At 45.3% G+C, this 17,736-nt stretch carries 16 protein-coding genes; 9 read left to right on the forward strand and 7 right to left on the reverse strand.

What is annotated here, in order from left to right; all coding sequences use genetic code 11:
* Positions 1-37: 37 nt before the first annotated feature.
* From RTR76_RS01030 to RTR76_RS01050, 5 genes are all read right to left on the reverse strand, one after another.
* Entirely contained in the window at positions 38-214 is a 177-nt protein-coding gene (locus RTR76_RS01030) for a hypothetical protein (protein ID WP_312515596.1), read from the reverse strand.
* Positions 215-369: 155 nt separating this feature from the next.
* Positions 370-2,820 (reverse strand): EAL domain-containing protein, encoded by a 2,451-nt coding sequence (locus tag RTR76_RS01035; protein WP_312515599.1) that lies wholly within the window; start codon positions 2,818-2,820, stop codon positions 370-372.
* Between the two features lie 261 nt (positions 2,821-3,081).
* Positions 3,082-3,282, reverse strand: coding sequence for a hypothetical protein (locus RTR76_RS01040; protein ID WP_312515602.1), 201 nt, complete (start codon positions 3,280-3,282; stop codon positions 3,082-3,084).
* A 129-nt stretch (positions 3,283-3,411) separates the two neighbouring features.
* On the reverse strand, positions 3,412-3,933 hold the full coding sequence (locus tag RTR76_RS01045) for a hypothetical protein (protein ID WP_312515605.1): 522 nt from the start codon (positions 3,931-3,933) through the stop codon (positions 3,412-3,414).
* Positions 3,934-4,041: 108 nt separating this feature from the next.
* Positions 4,042-4,191: a hypothetical protein gene (locus tag RTR76_RS01050; RefSeq protein ID WP_312515608.1), complete on the reverse strand. Its 150-nt coding sequence runs from the start codon at positions 4,189-4,191 to the stop codon at positions 4,042-4,044.
* 391 nt (positions 4,192-4,582) lie between these two features.
* Between RTR76_RS01050 and RTR76_RS01055 the strand changes: the two genes are divergently transcribed.
* The 3 genes from RTR76_RS01055 (at position 4,583) to RTR76_RS01065 (ending at position 7,204) form a co-directional block, all read left to right on the forward strand.
* The gene (locus tag RTR76_RS01055; protein WP_312515611.1) at positions 4,583-5,140 is read left to right on the forward strand and encodes a GNAT family protein; all 558 of its coding nucleotides are present in this window, start codon (positions 4,583-4,585) and stop codon (positions 5,138-5,140) included.
* Positions 5,141-5,298: 158 nt separating this feature from the next.
* Positions 5,299-6,990: an HD-GYP domain-containing protein gene (locus RTR76_RS01060; RefSeq protein WP_312515613.1), complete on the forward strand. Its 1,692-nt coding sequence runs from the start codon at positions 5,299-5,301 to the stop codon at positions 6,988-6,990.
* The gene (locus RTR76_RS01065; RefSeq protein ID WP_312515616.1) at positions 6,971-7,204 is read left to right on the forward strand and encodes a DUF2164 domain-containing protein; all 234 of its coding nucleotides are present in this window, start codon (positions 6,971-6,973) and stop codon (positions 7,202-7,204) included. Before RTR76_RS01060 ends, RTR76_RS01065 begins: the two co-directional genes overlap by 20 nt.
* Positions 7,205-7,248: 44 nt before the next feature.
* On the opposite strand, the gene RTR76_RS01070 is transcribed toward RTR76_RS01065, so the two are convergent.
* The gene (locus RTR76_RS01070; protein ID WP_312515618.1) at positions 7,249-8,739 is read right to left on the reverse strand and encodes a PLP-dependent aminotransferase family protein; all 1,491 of its coding nucleotides are present in this window, start codon (positions 8,737-8,739) and stop codon (positions 7,249-7,251) included.
* Positions 8,740-8,851: 112 nt separating this feature from the next.
* Between RTR76_RS01070 and RTR76_RS01075 the strand changes: the two genes are divergently transcribed.
* From RTR76_RS01075 to RTR76_RS01085, 3 genes are all read left to right on the forward strand, one after another.
* Positions 8,852-9,769, forward strand: coding sequence for a DMT family transporter (locus RTR76_RS01075; protein ID WP_312515621.1), 918 nt, complete (start codon positions 8,852-8,854; stop codon positions 9,767-9,769).
* A gap of 229 nt (positions 9,770-9,998) precedes the next feature.
* Positions 9,999-10,271, forward strand: a complete 273-nt coding sequence (locus tag RTR76_RS01080; protein ID WP_312515624.1) for a sulfate transporter — start codon at positions 9,999-10,001, stop codon at positions 10,269-10,271.
* A gap of 67 nt (positions 10,272-10,338) precedes the next feature.
* Positions 10,339-10,767 carry a flavodoxin gene (locus RTR76_RS01085; protein WP_312515627.1) on the forward strand — a complete coding sequence of 143 codons (429 nt, stop codon included), beginning with the start codon at positions 10,339-10,341 and terminating at the stop codon, positions 10,765-10,767.
* 60 nt (positions 10,768-10,827) lie between these two features.
* On the opposite strand, the gene pdxK is transcribed toward RTR76_RS01085, so the two are convergent.
* Positions 10,828-11,634, reverse strand: coding sequence for a pyridoxine/pyridoxal/pyridoxamine kinase (gene pdxK / locus RTR76_RS01090; RefSeq protein WP_312515630.1), 807 nt, complete (start codon positions 11,632-11,634; stop codon positions 10,828-10,830).
* 132 nt (positions 11,635-11,766) lie between these two features.
* On the opposite strand from pdxK, the gene RTR76_RS01095 reads away from it, so the two are divergent.
* Genes RTR76_RS01095 through RTR76_RS01105 form a run of 3 tightly spaced genes read left to right on the forward strand, consistent with a single transcriptional unit; the run spans position 11,767 to position 17,692 of the window.
* Complete coding sequence (locus RTR76_RS01095; RefSeq protein WP_312515633.1) at positions 11,767-13,239, forward strand: PLP-dependent aminotransferase family protein; 1,473 nt, start codon at positions 11,767-11,769, stop codon at positions 13,237-13,239.
* Entirely contained in the window at positions 13,236-14,525 is a 1,290-nt protein-coding gene (locus RTR76_RS01100; RefSeq protein ID WP_312515636.1) for a DNA repair exonuclease, read from the forward strand. The genes RTR76_RS01095 and RTR76_RS01100 overlap by 4 nt, the downstream gene beginning before the upstream one ends.
* Positions 14,522-17,692, forward strand: coding sequence for an AAA family ATPase (locus RTR76_RS01105; protein ID WP_312515639.1), 3,171 nt, complete (start codon positions 14,522-14,524; stop codon positions 17,690-17,692). Before RTR76_RS01100 ends, RTR76_RS01105 begins: the two co-directional genes overlap by 4 nt.
* Positions 17,693-17,736: the final 44 nt, after the last annotated feature.

Raw genomic sequence — 17,736 nt, forward strand, 5'->3', positions numbered from 1 at the left:
AAAACGGTAAAAATCTGTTTTGGGGCTTCCTCTATTTTTACATATGCTGATCTGCCATAGATTGTGCCGGAGCGTTAACTTCTTCGAACTGGACGGTGTCCTCATAAGTGAGTGCCATAGAACTGGCAATCTCAAAGTAAGCGTCTTCTCGTGTTGCACTTGTTACATAATCGCCGGTAGCCTTTTGGTTGATTAGTACTCGGTAGGTTGGCATGGAAAAAACCTCCTAGAAATGACGTTAAAAAAATAACTGGCTGTTAAGCCAGTTTAGGAGAGGAGAAAAGTACGTACAATATCATTATTCCCGTCTTTTCCATATTTTATAACGTTATAAGTAAAAGTTTCTGCCCGTCTTGGAGACAGTAATTGCTAAAGTTGACTAGAGTTTAAGGAAGTCTGATAATTTTCAAGAAACGTTTGGAGATCTTCAGCAGGAATCGGACGGCTGAATAAATAGCCCTGCATAATCGGACAGGAGAGGGCCTTGAGGCGATGGTATTGTTCTTTCGTCTCGACTCCTTCAGCTACAGTTTCAATCTTAAAGATTTCCGCTAAGGCAAGGATTGTCTGGATAATCGCTTCGTTATCGCGGTTGGTGGTTATGTCCTGAATAAATGATTTATCAATTTTTAATATGTCGATAGGAAATTTCTTTAAATACATGAGCGATGAGTAACCTGTTCCGAAGTCATCCAATGCAAGTCTGACGCCCAGGGCCCGCAAGGAATCCATAAGCGGGACAACGAGATCTGCGTGCGTTACGGCTACTGTTTCGGTTATTTCCAGTTCAAGCAAGTGCGGCGGCAGTTGTGTTTCTATCAGTACATGTCGAATTTTTTCCAGGAGATCTGCATGCTGCAACTGCCGGACTGACAGGTTTACCGATACGCGAAGAGGTGGCTGACCATCGTGCTGCCACTCCATGCACTGCTGGCAGGCCGTGCGTATGGCCCAATCACCAATTGGTACAATAAGGCCTGTTTCTTCGGCAATAGGGATAAAAACACCTGGTGGTAGTAAGCCTTTTGTGGGATGGCGCCAGCGAATTAGAGCTTCAACACCTATTACATTGGTATCGCTATCTACTTGTGGCTGATAGTGCAAAACTAGCTCTGAATTGGCAAGTGCCTGATGAAGTTCTGATTCTAATGTAAGCTTTTCAATAGACTGGGAATGCATGGCTTCACTGAAAAACTGATACCGGTTTTTACCCTGCCGTTTAGCTTCATACATTGCCATATCAGCGGCTTTTATGAGAAACTCCGGATCTTGCCCGTTTTTCGGGTACATGGCAATACCGATGCTGGCAGATAGATAAAAGTCGCTCCCTTGAAAGTTCCAGGGCAGTCTGATTGCCGCAATCACTAGTTCAACGATTTCAACCGTATGTGCATAGTCGCTGGTGTCGGAGAAAAGCAAAATGAATTCATCGCCGCCAATGCGGTAGACCGTTCCCCGTTCTTGGAGACAATGCTGCAAGCGGTATGCAACTATGCGCAGAAACTCATCTCCTGCTGCATGTCCCATGGCATCGTTTATTCTTTTGAAGTCATCGAGGTCAAGAAATACGACAGCAAAATGGTTATCGTTAGAGCGGCCTGCTTTTGTGTTCTTGCTAAGCTGCTCAATGAACATTAAACGATTGGGGAGATTGGTTAAACCGTCGTGATAGGCAATAAGGCGGATTGTCTCTTCTTTTTCGCGCAATTGAATGAGATTTTCTTCTAAGGTAGCAGTTCGCTCCTTAACAATATGCTTTAATCGGACATTGAAAGACACGAAGGTCACTAATCCTACTAGTAAAAGGCCGATAATAGTGACCAAAGGCACAAGCAATTTCTGATAAATTGTATTGCTGGAATAGTTGGGTTTATAAATAAATTTGTCGAGCGAAAAAGTGGGACTAATTAGACCGAACTTTTGATGGGTTTCCGCTATTTTAGCCCACCGTCCGGTATTCATATGGCCGATTTCGACATAATCGGGAAGAATGACTTTTTGCATTTCAGCGGCTTCAAAGCGTAATTTTTCCCGGGAAAGAGATGGCTTGTAGCTGGTGAGGATCAAATCAATGATTTCTTCCTGATGGCTCATTGCATATTCCCAACCCTTTAGGCTTGCCCGGACAAAGCGGGCGACAAGCTCAGGGTTAGCAGCGAGCTGCTGTTCAGAAGTGAAAAGGCAATCGCCGTAATAGTCAATTCCATAGCTGATGGGATGTATTATCGTAAAAGGAATGTCTTTAGTATGCAGCAGGAATGGCTCTGCAGTCGTGTATCCTGTCATTGCATCCACTTTGCCTTCAATTAAATCTTGAACATTCCAGGTATGGGGGACAATATTGGCGTCCTCAACAAAGATGCCCTCATTGTTTAACATTGCCAGGATATCAGTGCTTTGTGCTTTTTCCATCATTATTTTTCGAGAATTTAGCTCATGGGGAGAGAAAATTCCCGTGACTTTCCGGGCAATAAGTGCTTGGGGAGAATGTTGAAAAATAGCAGCAAGGATTACTACGCTTTTGCCACGATCCCGCTCTATTAATAACGAGGTATTATCGATACCAAAATCGGCATTACCGCTGATAACCTCATCAACCATTTTTGTTGCTGGAAGGCCTTCCCGTAAAATAACATCTAATCCCTCATCACGGTAAAACCCTTTTTCAATGGCAGCGTAATAACCGGCAAATTGGAATTGATGACTCCATTTTAATTGCAGTGAGACTGTTTCAGCAGATGCACTGAGAGGGCTACTAAAAAAAGCGGCTATAGCTGCTAGCGCAATAATTTTCGGTAACTGAGTAAAGCGTAGGCTCACCAAGGTTCCTCCTTAATGCCGGTAAATAAGGGGTAAATGAAGAAATATGTAGATTTATGTCGTTATAAGTTCGCCATATTTAGTTTTGTTCCTTCCCGGAAAAAGTGATTGCATAAATAGGTGGATAAAAGTAAAAAAAGCGGCAAATGCCGCAAAAAAAATAACTGGCCCGAAAGCCAGTTGATGGGAGAGGAGATATGAACTATATTGCTAGCTTTCCCAAATTCTTTGTTTTTAAACACAAATACTTACGGAAATGTGTTATTTTGTTTCATTCGTAATTTCCGGTGAACTAGGTTCTTCGCGCCCAGAGTATTCTCGCTTCAAAAGATCAATGATTTGTTGTGTTTGGGCAATAAGAAGTTCCTGGTTATGCGTTATCTGACTAAGTTCACTGAGAGGTGACAGTGCATTTTGAAATTTTTCAATAATGGTTTTAATTATTTTTTCATAGGAAGCCATATAGCAAAACCTCCTTTTTGATTTCTTTTACATAATATGTAACAAAAAGATAAAAGGTGATTTGATAATAAAAAGCCAGAGCTCCGTTTTATGCGGTCGCTCTGGCTTGCTTGGTGCTAACTAAAACAACTATTCGTGAGGTTCATCTTCTTTTGGAATTGGTTTGGCTGCCGCTGGCCGCAAGTCAGATGCAGAACTGGTGCTAGATGAATAGACAAATATGGTTTCCTGCCACATCTGATATCCATAGAGCAGCCAAGCCTGCAATGTGGTAATAAAAAAGTCCAAGATACTTACATTGTAATCGAGAATACCGCTGCTTGCTAACCAGGGTATAATTAAGTAATCAAAGAAAAGATCCATAATTGCATTAGTTGCAACAAACAGCCAGAACCGGCCGTATGTAAGCTTAAAAACCCACATAGTGAATATTGGTAATCCGTAAACTAAGGGAGGAAGTAGTGCGAAAGGGAAAACTGTTTCCTTTATATTCCACATACCGAATGAAATACCTATTTCCAAAATCAGCACACTAAGTACCACTGTAAACAGGCCAACGGGCATGTAACGTTTGATATCTTCTTTTGGCATAAAGAGAATAGTTGACCAGGGAAGAATGAGTGAACCCCATAATATTACTTCATTACTCATGGTAAGGTCCTCCATACATTTGGATATTGCCAATAGTATTCTCCTGCTGATTATATTCATACGGATATGAAAAAGGCCCTGGAATAAACCAGGGCCTTTTTACGGAGGCTAATCCATCATTTCTTCCATCAACATTTTAGCACCGAAGTAAACCATGGCACCCGCCACTAAAACCTTTGTGGTCGTAGACATGTCCGGCATGTTGACATCCGGCATTTCCATATTCATCAGTTTGCGTTTGCGATGCATATGAAACATATGATCACCTCCTTGCTTAGTTTAAACCGAATCGCACTATAATGATGCAAAGTAAATTAAGCCAAATTATTTAAAGATAACTGGTGCACACGAATTTGGGTAACACCAAGAGGGGCTGCATAAGCGTGGTACACAAAAATAGGTTGGATAACAGGATTGCTTTGCTTCTAGCGTGACTTCTTCCCAATCAATTAACTCTGGAAACTGCCAATTAGACATAAAGGAACCTCCTATGTGTATTTATTACATAATATGCAGACTAGTGGATGAAGTTCTTTCTTCCTATTTTGGGCAGGTGTTAAAAAGTTTCATAGGGAATTGAATGAGGAGAAATACTAGTTGATCAAGAATAGATGGACAACCATGTATGGATAAGGAGAAAAGAACTTCAATGAATACTGTATTTGAGCAATTTGAAACTTCATCAATGCTGCTTCGTAAGATAGAGCTTGCAGATGCCCCTGTTTTATTTGCCTATTGGTCCGATCAAGAGGTGGTAAGACACATGAATATTAAGCCTTTTACTAATTTAGAGCAGGTAGAGGAAATGATTAGTCTGCTAAATAATCTTGCTCAGCAGGAACAAGCATTTCGCTGGGCGATAGTGCGAAAAAGAGATAACTTGGTTCTGGGTACTTGCGGGTTCAATAATTGGGATAAGGAAAATTGTCGTGCAGAGATAGGTTATGAATTGGGTCAGCAGTTCTGGAGGCAGGGAATTATGGCTGAAACCTTGACAGCATTACTTGATTTTGGCTTTTGCAAGATGGAATTAAATCGGATACAAGCCCTGGTCGAGCCTGCCAATCGCTCCTCACTTGGTTTGTTGGAAAAACTAGGATTCAAAGAAGAAGGGGTACTCAGAAAGTATGAACGGGTAAAGGATGAATTTGTCGATTTAACGATGGTTGCATTGCTCAAAAGTGAGAGCATTGCGTATAAATATTGATACAGTGGTTCAGCTGCTTTTGTACAAGTTCAACAGGGAATTTTTACAATTATGTCGAAAATAAACAAAACTTATATAAAGAGGATCATGTAACATTCATTATAAACTAGTCTATTGCAATAAATGATTCGGCAAAGAGATGAGCAGACTAGGAAGGTGTGTTAGCCGAAATGGGCTTTAATTTCTATGATTTGATTGGCAATGAATTAGAATTCTCTTTGGAGCATCGGCTTTTAAATATAATCCTGATTTTCGGTTTTTGCTTAGCAATATGGAGCGCCGTCACAAATTATATTTTAGATTTAGATTCATTGCTGGTACTGTCATGCATTATTTATGCAGTTGTATTAGCGGCCCTTTATTATACATCAGTGGTAAAGCACCGCTATCAGACCGTTGTTTGGATCTTAGTAATAGTAGTTTTCATTATTATTCCTGCTTCATGGATATTGAACGGTGGTATCTCCGGAAGTATCCCTTTTTATGTAATTCTATTTTCCTCAATGGGCGCTACAATGCTGTTTGGCATTCGTAGAATTGCTGTGATAGCAGGTTTTTTGGTAGCCGTAAATGCCCTTTTGTTCTTAGAGTACTATTATCCGTCAATCATTGTAGCTTATGCCGGCAGGTTTGATCGATTTATTGATATTTCAATTGGCTTGATGACGACAATTATATTTAATGTATGGGTTTTCATGGTTATTCTCAAGCATTACAAAGCAGAACAGGACAAGGCACAGCGATACCTGGCTCAGAGTGAACAGGCGCAGGAGCATTTGCTGTATTTGATTTATCATGATTCGTTGACCGGCCTTTATAACCGCACTTATTTTGAAAAGGAAATTACGGAGTTTTCCGGCAGCACTGCAGAGGGTGTTGGCGTGTTTATGATTGATATAGACGGCTTGAAATTTGTTAATGATACATTTGGTCATGCCCAGGGCGATGTCTTGCTGACCCAGGCTGCAACAATTTTTCAGCTTTCCTTTCGTCCTCAGGATGTGATTGCCAGAACGGGCGGCGACGAGTTCTCTATTTTGGTCCGTGGCAGTTCTTTAGAAGATATGGAGACGTTATATAAACGGATTCGCGATAATAACCGGCTTGAAAACGAAAAACTATCTGAAAGTGCTATTTCAGTGCAGATGTCAATCGGCTTTGCCTATTCGACAGAGCGTGATCTCATCATATCCGACTTACTGCGGGAAGCGGATAATAAAATGTACCGGGAAAAATTATACCGCAAAGCGGGAATTCAGGGTTCCATCATACAAACGCTTAAACAAATGCTGGTAGCTCGTGATTATAATAACGAAGCTCATAGTGATCGTATGCAGACACTGATTGCTGATTTTGCGCTGGCAGCCGGCATTCCTGAATCGGAAATAACAGGCATTCAATTGTTCGCGGAATTTCATGATGTTGGTAAAATCGGTATTCCTGACCATATTTTAATTAAACAGGGAACGCTAAATGATGAGGAGCGTCTAGAGATTCAGCGTCACTGTGAAATCGGTTATCGTATTGCCCAGGCCTCAACGGATTTGCTGCCCATTTCTGATTGGATATTAAAGCATCATGAGTGGTGGAATGGAGCAGGCTATCCATTAGGGTTAGTTGGCGAACAAATACCCTTTGAATGCCGTGTAATGGCTGTTGTAGATGCCTATGATGCAATGACAAGCCCCCGGCCTTACCGCGAGGCCATGAGTCATCAAGCTGCAATTACTGAATTAAAGCGCAGTGCGGGCTCGCAATTTGATCCTCAGTTGGTGAAGATTTTTTGCAGTCAGTTTCCCGGCAAATCATCAGGTGAAGTGAGGAAATTAGATGAAGCAGGTGGAGTTTAGCAAGGAAATCCGGCAAGATTTAATCAGAAATATTCAAGAGTTCTTCCTGCAGGAAAGAGAGGAAGAACTCAGCGAGTTTCAGGCGGCAAAAGTGCTTGAGTTTATTGCTGCAGATATTGGGCCCCATATATATAATCAGGCCATAAGGGATGCACATGCGTTGCTTAGCAATAGTATAGAAGATTTGTACGGGCTGGAAAAAAGAGCCCGATAACGAAAAAACTACTGATACCAATATGGCGATCAGTGGTTTCTTCGTTATCGGCCTTCATTCCGTACAGCACTGTTTAACAGTTCGCAAAGAATCGTAAGGCTGACTGGCAGGTCCTTATCGGATAGATTAGTCCAGCAGATTCTGAGGTGATTGGAAGCCGGTTCGCCTGGGTAGAAGATAGAACTGGGCAGGAAATGAATGCCTCGGTGATGCGCTTCAGGAATAAGATTGTCGGCGTTGACTGATGGAGGCAGCGTAAGCCATAGATACAATCCCCTTGCCGGCTTTTGCCACTTAATTGCAGGAGACAGAGAGGAAATGAGCGTTTCGGTAACCAATTGACTGCGTTTGCGTAAAATCTGATTAAGGCGGGTTAGATATTTTTCTGCCTGAGAACTGCGGAAAAAAGGGATGAGTGACTTTTGCAGCCAAAGTGGTGAACCGAGATCGACAATAGATTTAGCTGCAAGCAGGCGCTTATAAATAGTACCGTCAGCAGCAAGCAGCCCCAGGCGTATACCGGGAAATAAGAACTTGCTGAACCCTTTTAAGTAGATGACTCTGCCACTGGCATCGAGCATTTTTAGAGGGGGCGGCAGTTTTTTTACATTATCGCTAAAGCCGAGCTCCCGGTGAGGCTCATCCTCTAAAATGAGAATATTATGGGCAACCGCAAAATCAAGCAGCTCGCGGCGACGGCTTAGGGGCATAACTGTTCCGGTTGGATTGTGGTAAGTGGGGACGGTGTAAATCGCTTTAATGGTAGTCTTTTCAACTAATTCCTCCAGTACATCCAGACGAATGCCCTGACCGTCTACCGGTATAGGCTGGATGGTAGCCTGACTTAAGCGAAACGCATCAATTGCACCGGAAAAACAAGGCGTTTCTACGGCTATTGTGTCGCCAGGGCCTAAAAAAGTGCGGCAAAACAAATCGATGCCTTGCTGGGTACCGTTTGTAATCAGCATTTGATGAGGTTCAAGTGCAACATGGTAGGTACGAAGATAATCGGCAATGACCGCAATGAATTCAGGATCACCACTAAACGGCGATAATTTACCGACCGCATCGGAGTAAAGCGTCAATGCTTTTTGAATAGAGTCAGTAATCAAATTGCTTGGCAATAAGCTGCTGTGAATAGAGGCAGTAGCCATATCAAGAATAGTTGGAGGCAATCGGATCGCACTTTGACTCCACATACTTGCCCGCGGCAAGTAATCCTTAAGAGATAGCTGCCAGTCCCACGGGTTGGCTTCAGCTACTCCAGACTGTGGCGGAGGATCAAATAATCCCCGGCTTTGCTCAGAGACGAAGGTGCCGCTTCCGTGTACTGTCCGGACAAGACCGGCTTGCTCCAGCAGGCGGTAGGCAGCGACAACTGTCAAGGGACTGACGGCAAGCTGAAGGGCGAATTGCCTCACCGAAGGGAGCTGCTGACCGGGCTTGAAAAGCTCTGTACGGATACGCTGGGCAATTGCTAAATAAATTTGTTCTTTGATCGGGATAGTAGAAGGGCGTTCAATATGTATATTCACAGGGGTCCCTCCTCGACTGTTATATGTTGCTGTTGACTGTTATAGTCTAACTGGTGTTATATAAGTACATAATAGCGAGTGTTATATATAACTGCAAGAGGGGGAGAGGTTTTTGTACTTAGCGTACGGGGTTATGTGTTTGATTTTTGGAACCACCTTTTTAGCAATAAAAGTAGGCGTAGATGCCGGCATACCACCATTCTTCTTTGGTGGAACACGCTTTTTGGCAGCTGGAATAGCTGTTGGCTTATTTATGTATTGCCGGAAGAAGCCTGTCCGGCTTCCCAGGACGCAAGTGATAGATGCCTTATATGTGGGTGTAATGATGACGACAGCCCTGTTTGCGGCGTTATATTGGGGAGAACAGTATATTTCTTCCGGGTTGGCAGCTTTATTTGCTGCAGCTACACCAGCACTGATTGCACTTATTCAATGGTATAAAAAAGAAAATGAACTAGCGGCTGTGCAAAAAGCCGGGTTAGTTATTGGCTTCACCGGGGTAGCGCTAGCGATATTTCCATCAGTAGTAGTGGCAGATAATGCCTGGGCTGTCTGGGCAATCATTGCGATTCTTGCAGGTGAATTATGTGCGGCAATGGGAGCGGTACGCTCAAAACAAGCATTGCAAAAGACTTCTGATGTTTTTTTGTTTAATGCTTATCAAATGGTTTTCGGCGGAGTTGGATTGTTGCTGCTTTCCTTGATTTTTGAATCGCCTGGTGCAGTACAGATAAACGAAACGGTAATGTATGCATGGCTGCATCTTACCGTGCTGGGGTCCATGGTCGGTCATGGCATTTATTACTGGCTGGTGAAGAAGAGCGGGCCTGTATTTTCATCAACATGGACATATGTTTCACCAATTATTGCTCAGGGAGTGGGGTATTGGTGGCTTAACGAGCCGATAACGGTACTATCTGCATTAGGTCTGTTGCTCGTTTTGGCGGGTGTTCAATTGCAAAATACGCAAATTGCATACAGGCTTTCAGCCTATATCCGAAATGCAGGTGAATCTGGCAGCCGCCCATAAGGGCGGCTATTTTTTGTCCAAATAGCTTGACAAGAACAGCAAAAATTGATTATCATATAAATGAAAATGATTATCAATATCAGTATGAGGAGGGGAAGATGTATCTACTAAAAAAAGGAATCGGACTATTGATTGTTTTACTGGGGCTGATAATCGCATTGCGCGAGGTGATCAGCCTACTATATAAATGACAGCATAACTTCCAATGTGAAAACAGGAGGGGTGGCTAATGTCAATTCTGGTGAAAAGTGATTTCGATCAAGTCTATATCAATATTGGTGGCGACGTATGCGCAGAGCATATCGACTTTTTGAAAAATAAGCTGCTAGATCATTTGCATTATGGTTACCGTCGGATTGTTGTTAATCTTGATGCGGTAGGCAATTGTCATGGTCATGCATTAGCGATGCTGAGTTATGTTCAGTACCGGATGTTGACCTGCGATGGTGAATTAATCATTGAAGATCAGCAGGGAATTATGGAAGACCTGGCGCAAGTCTGATGCACAAGGCGGCGCTTGTTTGTTTTTTTAGCGGGTTAAGCAATACACATATATAGGGGGAAGAGTGATGAGTAAAATTACGGTTATTTATTGGAGTGGCTCAGGCAATACGGAAGCAATGGCTGAGGCTGTTGTAGCAGGCGCTAAAGCCCAGGGGGCAGAAGTAAGATTGCTTCATGTTGGTGAGGCAGATAAAGATACGGTGCTGCATGCTGATGCATTGGCAATCGGCTGCCCCTCGATGGGAGCAGAAGTGCTGGAAGAAGCGGAAATGGAGCCATTTATCAGCTCTATAGAATCCCTTGTTACCGGCAAGCCAATTGCTCTTTTTGGTTCCTACGGCTGGGGTAATGGTGAATGGATGCAGGACTGGGTTGCCAGAATGCAAGGCTGCGGTGCGAAGGTAATAGGCGAGGGCTTGATTATCCAAAATGCGCCTGATGAAGACGGCTTGGAAGCTTGCCGGACATTGGGTAAAGAATTAAGTAATGCATAATACAAAACGGTCTGGCATTTTAGCCAGACCGTTTTTTTGTAAAATTATTGAGAAACTTAGTTATTTTAAGCGGTGTGCAGCGTGATAAGTGGGGCCCACGTATGAGTTAAGGGGGAAGGAATGTCCGATTGCAGCAGTAATGAAGGCTTTTGCCTGTTTAACCGCTTCGCGGACAGATAAGCCTTGCGCCAGGCCGGCAGTTATTGCCGCGGCGTAGGTGCAGCCGGCACCATGAGTGTATTTAGTGTCAATTTTAGCAGATTCCAATATTTCAAATTCCTTGCCGTCGTACAGCACATCAACTGCTGTTGCCGTACCAAGCTTGGAGCCGCCCTTAATTAAAACATTTTTAGGGCCAAGGGCATAGATTTTTTCTGCTGCTGCTTTCATATCCTCAACGGAGCGAATGGGAGCAAGGCCGCTCAACTGGGCCGCTTCAAACAGGTTGGGTGTTATAATAGTTGCGCGAGGAGCAAGTTCCTGACGAATGCTGATCGCTGACTCGGGATGCAGCACCTCATCGGTGCCTTTGCAGACCATTACCGGATCGATGACAACATTTTTGACACCGTACTGGTCAATTTTTTTTGCTACTAATGAGATTACTTCGCTGGTGGCAAGCATGCCTGTCTTTAAGGCATCAACGCCAATGCCTGCCAGAACGGTTTCCAGCTGGGCTTCCAGTACTTCCAGCGGCAGGGGATAAACGTCATGAGCCCATTCATTTTTCGGATTTTGTGCCACAATGACCGTAATGGCCGTCATGCCATAGACTCCTAATTCCTGAAAGGTCTTTAAATCTGCCTGCAGGCCAGCGCCGCCGCTGGTATCGGAACCAGCTACCGTAAGAGCTTTATATACTTTCATGTTCTGTGCCTCCCATAATCGGTATCAATTAGTCGTTTCCAAAATGGTAGTTGTATTATAAAATATAAATGATGCTTTTAAAATATACAGAATCGATATTTTTAATAGGTACAGTTTTGGGAGGAGAAAGAGATGGAGTTAATTATGCTCAGCCCGGATAGTAAAGAACCTTTATATATACAGCTTTATAAACATTTTAAAGGAGAAATTGAAAACAGCAGGTTAAGCGAGGGGGAAAAGCTGCCATCTATTCGCGGCTTAGCAAAAAGTCTGGCTGTTAGTAAAATTACGGTTGAAAAGGCTTATCAACAATTAATGAGCGAAGGCTATATTGAAAACTGTGACCGCTCGCGTTATCGCGTTAATAACTATGAGGGTATTGCGTTTAAAGCAGCGTGGCCGGCAGACACCCAAGCTGCCGCAAGTACAGTAGAAATAGAAGAGGGTACGGTGTTTTACGATTTTGCCAGTGGGGAAATGGACATTGATGGCTTTAATTTTTCCTTATGGAAGCGGTATGTCAGTAAGGTTTTTGCCAATAAAGAGCGGTTAGTCGGGTACGGAAATATTCAGGGCGAGGAAGAATTGCGCAGTGAGATTGCCAAGTATGTACACAACTCCCGGGGCGGGAAGGTTTCTAAAGAGCAAATTATTATCGGTCCTGGGGTACAAAGCCTGCTGAATACGCTTTGCAGTATATTGAAAGCGGATACTAGCAGTATCGCCTTTGAAGAACCGGGGTTTAAAAACGGCCGTCATATTTTTGCCGATCACGGCTTTCAGATTATCCCCATTAAAATGAAAACGGACGGTATTGATATGGAGGAGCTGGTTGCTAGTAAAACCCGTCTGGTTTATGTCAGCCCTTCGCATCAGTTCCCGACCGGTTACATTATGCCTATCGGTAAACGGAACCGGCTGCTCAGGTGGGCTGAAGAAGTTGAGGCTACGATTATTGAAGATGACTATGATAGTGAGTTCCGCTATTTCGGCCGTCCGATACCGGCTCTGAAAGGGCTGGATTACGGTGAAAATGTTGTATATTTAGGCTCGTTTTCCAAGGTTATGCCACCGTCGATGCGAATCAGCTATATGGTGCTGCCTGATCGTTTATTGCCTGTTTATCACAAGAACTCCTCTTTGTACAATCAGGCGGCATCTACGATTGAACAGCTCGCGTTAGCCAAGTTTATGGGCGATGGTCATCTTGAACGGCAAATACGGCGGCTGCGAAAATTGTACTATGAAAAAAGCCTGTTGTTTTTTGATGCGCTCAAGCGAGTCTTCGGCAGACTGGTAGAAGTAAATGAGACGGAATCAGGTCTGCATACACTGATCACCGTTCATTCTGAGCTTACGGCACAGGAGCTGGTTGACCGGGCGATGGCCAAGGGCTGCCGGGTTGCCTCGGTGCAGGATTATTATTGGGAAAACACGCCTGAAAAGCAGCCTCGGATGATCCTGTATTTTTCAAAGATACCAGCAGGTAATATGCTGCAGGCCGTTCAATTGCTAAAAGAAGCCTGGTTTCCGGCCGGTGAATTAGGAGCAGGAAACAGTGGAACAAGGATAACGTCTGCAGGCCGCAGGGAGCGAAAAAGATGAAGACAAGAACACCGTTTACGTTTGTCCATTGCGCAGATTTGCATCTGGACAGTCCTTTTGAGGGTCTGTCCGGCAAAAATGAAAGAGTAGCGAGTCTGCTCAGAGAAGCAACGTTTCAGGCTTTTGATAATGTTATTACCATTGCTATTGAAAATAATGCCGATTTTGTCCTGATTGGCGGAGATATATATGACGGTGCCGATAATAGTCTCAGAGCGCAAATCCGGTATGCCGATACGCTGGCGAGGGCAGCAAGGCACGGAATCCAATGTTTTGCTGTTCATGGCAATCACGATCCGGTAAAGGCCTGGAAGGCGAATATTGCCTTGCCTGAAGAAGTTCATGTATTTAGTGCCGACCGGGTAGAGCGCATTCCGGTAGTACGGCAGGGGCAGGTAATTGCCCATGTGTATGGAGTCAGTCATAACGATTACCGGCTTAAACAGAATCTGGCAGCAAAGTTTATCCGTCATGAAGCGGATGAATATGCAATTGGCTTACTGCATTGCAATGTAGGCGCCTGTGAGGACCATGACGATTATGCTCCCTGTACGATAGCCGATTTGCGCAATGGCAATATGGATTATTGGGCACTGGGACACATCCATAACCGGACAATCCTGTCTGACAGCTCGCCGGTTATTGTTTATCCGGGCAATACGCAAGGCCGGAGCAGCAAGGAAATCGGTGAAAAGGGCTGTTATCTTGTCCGGGTGCAGGCTGATGGCGGAACAGAAATTAATTTTCATCCTACCGATGTACTGCGGTGGTACCAGGCTGCTATCTCGATAGATAAAACAGAGACAATTGACAGCCTCAGGCAGAAGCTGTTTGCCAAGCAGCAGGAACTGCGGGCGGCAGCAGAGGAGCGCGGCAGTATCAGCCGGTTGACAATTACCGGAAGGGGAACCCTGCATGGAATGTTGCAGCAAAGGTCCATCATACGGGATCTGGCAGCTGATTTAAATGACGGTGAAGAGCAGCGCAGAGATTTTGCCTGGATTGACTCTATTGTGATTAAGACGAGACCCGAATTGGATATTGACAAGCGCAGGCAAGTACCTGATCTGGTCGGCGATTTTCTCCGCTCTGCCGATGCTCTCCGGCAGGAAGCGGCTGTTAAGTCCAACGCAGAAGTAATCCGGGATATTTTATTAAGCCGCCCGGAAAGCAATAAAATTAAGCATATCATTATGGCCTTCTCCGATCAGGACTTGAGCGATCTGCTGGAGGATGCTGAAATTATCGGACTGGATCTCTTGCTTGCAGGGGAGGAACAAGAGTGAGAATCAAGGCGATCTATATTGACAATTTTGGCATTTATCAGCAGCACAGTGTTGCTGATTTGCCAAAGGGTTTAGTTGTACTTGTGGGCGATAACGAAAGTGGTAAGACTACGTTGCTTAATTTTATGCGCTCCATTTTCTTCGGATTCCCGCGAAACAGCGAGGCCAATTGTAGTGGGAAGCTGCTTATTGAAGACCAGGACGGCCAGGAGTATCTCATTAGCCGCAGTGGTAAGACTGTGATTGTAACTGACGGCAATGGACAGAGAATGCCCTTTGACCCGGCAATGAAGTGGCTGAGCGGGCTTGATCGCAATACTTATCAGAAGATATTTGCTATCAGTCTCGAAGATTTGCAAGGTCTGAAGCTGCTTGCTGAAAACACTGTCCGGTCCCGCTTTTTTGCAGCAGGAGCGGGCGGGACAGTGCTTGTGGAGGCCATAAAAAAGGTAGATGAGCAGCGGGAAGAACTGCTGATTGCCGCCGCTCAGGGAAAAAAGCTGATTAACAGACTCCTCAAAGAACAGGATGGGCTGGCTGTTAAAAGCCGGGAGGCCAAAAAAGATGAGGCTCTTTATGCCGCTCTTGTTGCCAAGCGGACAAGTCTTGTCAGTGAAATACAGCAGCAAGCGAGGCGCCTGGAAGAGATCAATGGCCGGTTAGCTCAGCTGGCCCAGCTGGAACAAGCCTGGGAACCGTGGACCAGAATGCAGCTTGAAAAAGAAAAGGAAGAGGAGCTGCAAAATACCCGCAATTTTCCTGCCAATGGGTTGGCAAGACTGGAGCAGTTGCTGCACAAACGCCAGGATAATCGGCAAGACGTACAGGAAAAAAACGCAAGCTGCAGGGAAGCGACCGAGCAGCTTACGGCATTGCTGGTTGATGATGCTATTATTAGGGTAGAAAGTGATATTGAACGCATATACAGTGAAAAAGGCAGGCTTGCCATAGAGAGTAAGCAGCAGCCGCTGCAGCTGGCGGAACAGCAGAGTCTTAAGGAACAATATGAGCGCTCGTTAAGGGAGATCGGCCCCGAATGGCACGATACGATGCTGGATGAAGTGGATATCTCTGTTGCTGTCCGGCAAAGGGTGCAGGATTATGCAGCCCGTTTTCTGCAGGCAGAGCAAAAAATTGGTCAAGCAAAGCTAAGTGAAAGACAGACTGTTCAGGCCCTGGAAGAGCTTAATAAGGAAGTCGCCGGTCTGCGGCAGAGGCTGGAACAAATGCCAGTGCCTGCTGTTGCCGATGAAAGGGAAATGGAGCTGCTTGAGGAAGGGCTCCGGATAACACGGAGCGAGTTAATCAAGGGGGAACAAATAAGACAAGCACGGACTGCTGCTGTTGAGGTGGCTGCAGGACTTGACAGGCAGCTGGCGCAATTGCATTACGGGCGTAATCTCCGGCACTCGCTGCTGCCGGGGTGGGCAGGACCGGTATTTGGAGCAGGTTGCCTGGCCGGAGCATGGTTTTTGTGGCAAGTATCCATGGCTGCTGCTGTTGTTACTGCTATTGGCGGGGTGTTCACAGCCTTTGTTGTTCTAAGGCAGCGGCAGCTGCAGCTAAAAGAACGAAGCGCATGGACACAGCATACAACAACAGAAGAGCAGCTGCTACAGCAGCATAAGGCCAAAATAGCCGGTGCTATTGTTGATTTAGACAGGCAGGAGCAGATATGTGAGTCGCGGCTGGACGCTGCTACGCAGGCCATGGGCCTTGGCAAACCGGACACGCTTGAGGAAGCAGATGAACTGGAGAAACAAGTGGTTACCATCCGTAAAGCGTTTGAAAATTGGCTGCTGCTGACCAAACAGCTTGAAATACTGGCTGGGAGGCAGAAATCTGCCTCTCAGCTGACAGAAGTCGCATTGATTGAGTGTCAGGAATGTTTCCGGCAAAAACAAGTGCTGGAGGAAGAGTGGCGAAGCTGGCTCTCAGAACGTCATTTTTCACAGGAGAGCAGCCCCGAAGCCTTTGAAATTGTACTGAAGGCCGTAGAAACTGCCCGCTCATTGCAGCGTCAGTATGCTCAGGCGAAAGCGCGAACGGCTGCTGCCGGTGAGTATTTGGAGAACCTCCAAGCGGATTTCCTCGATATTTTAAAAAAGGCAGGACGCCACTCCCAGATGGCGCTTACTGTCCATAATCTGGAGACGCTGTACCAGGAGCTGGCGCAAGGGAGAGTACTTACCAAAGAGAAGGCCTATTTACAACAGACTGTAAGTAAGCTTCAAGCAAGTCTGGAGCAGAGCCGGGAGCAAGCTGCAGCTGTGGAAGCTGCATTAACAGAGCTGTTCCGGGAGGCCGGAACAGACGGTGAAGAAGAGTTTCGCGCGTTAGCGGAACGGCATAACCAATGGCGTTCTAGCCGGGATACACTTGATAAGCTGGCAGCAGCATTGCGCGTTGTTGCCGGTACGGCAGCTAAACAAGTCTATCTGGAGGAGGCCTTACAGGATACTAGTTTCGCAAAGATTACTCAGGAGAAGAATAATCTGCAAAGCGAAAAAAGCGCACTGGAAAGGGATGGTGCACAAAAGCCACAGGAAGTGGGAGCCATTGCTAACCAATTAAAGCAGCTGGGGCAGGATGATAAAATGAATTTACTTCTGGCTGAGCGTAATGCTGTGGATTATCAGCTAAGTGATGCAGGCAGACAGTGGGCAAAACTGGCTCTTACCCGCCATCTACTGGAACAGGCCCGCAATATTTATGAACAGGAACGGCAGCCCAGTGTTATTTTAGAGGCGGATAAATTTCTCCGGATTATGACAGATAACCGGTATCAGATGGTGTCTGCTATCGGTGGCAGCGACGTTCAACTGGTGGACAAAGCCCGTAACAGCAAGGGCGAGAATGCCTGGAGCAGTGGTTTGGGTGACCAGGTATACCTGGCTGTAAGGCTGGGCTTGGCTCTGGAGTTTGGCCGCCTGCTTGAACCATTGCCGCTTATTCTTGATGATGTACTCGTTCGCTTCGATGCCCCACGACAGCAGGGAACAGCCAAAGTGCTGCTGGAAGTAGCCAAAACGCAGCAAGTCTTTTTGTTCTCCTGCCATAAACATACTCGTCAGCTGATACGGAATGTGCATGCTTGTGGAGAGGACACAAGCACGCCAGTGGTTTATTATGACGTAAATAATGGCACGATTTGCCCTAGCCGCTGATTAAAAACCCCTAGACTTTCACGCAAAATTCAGCTATACTTAAA

This window comes from Anaerospora sp., assembly GCF_032013335.1.
Taxonomy (GTDB): Bacteria; Bacillota; Negativicutes; order Sporomusales; family DSM-15969; genus Anaerospora.

What these genes read in the sequence shown, in the direction of transcription:
- RTR76_RS01030 (WP_312515596.1), bottom strand. Translation starts at nt 214, where the DNA reads ATGCCAACCTACCGAGTACTAATCAACCAAAAGGCTACCGGCGATTAT.
- RTR76_RS01040 (WP_312515602.1), bottom strand. Translation starts at nt 3,282, where the DNA reads ATGGCTTCCTATGAAAAAATAATTAAAACCATTATTGAAAAATTTCAA.
- RTR76_RS01045 (WP_312515605.1), bottom strand. Translation starts at nt 3,933, where the DNA reads ATGAGTAATGAAGTAATATTATGGGGTTCACTCATTCTTCCCTGGTCA.
- RTR76_RS01050 (WP_312515608.1), bottom strand. Translation starts at nt 4,191, where the DNA reads ATGTTTCATATGCATCGCAAACGCAAACTGATGAATATGGAAATGCCG.
- RTR76_RS01055 (WP_312515611.1), top strand. Translation starts at nt 4,583, where the DNA reads ATGAATACTGTATTTGAGCAATTTGAAACTTCATCAATGCTGCTTCGT.
- RTR76_RS01065 (WP_312515616.1), top strand. Translation starts at nt 6,971, where the DNA reads ATGAAGCAGGTGGAGTTTAGCAAGGAAATCCGGCAAGATTTAATCAGA.
- RTR76_RS01080 (WP_312515624.1), top strand. Translation starts at nt 9,999, where the DNA reads ATGTCAATTCTGGTGAAAAGTGATTTCGATCAAGTCTATATCAATATT.
- RTR76_RS01085 (WP_312515627.1), top strand. Translation starts at nt 10,339, where the DNA reads ATGAGTAAAATTACGGTTATTTATTGGAGTGGCTCAGGCAATACGGAA.
- pdxK (WP_312515630.1), bottom strand. Translation starts at nt 11,634, where the DNA reads ATGAAAGTATATAAAGCTCTTACGGTAGCTGGTTCCGATACCAGCGGC.
- RTR76_RS01095 (WP_312515633.1), top strand. Translation starts at nt 11,767, where the DNA reads ATGGAGTTAATTATGCTCAGCCCGGATAGTAAAGAACCTTTATATATA.
- RTR76_RS01100 (WP_312515636.1), top strand. Translation starts at nt 13,236, where the DNA reads ATGAAGACAAGAACACCGTTTACGTTTGTCCATTGCGCAGATTTGCAT.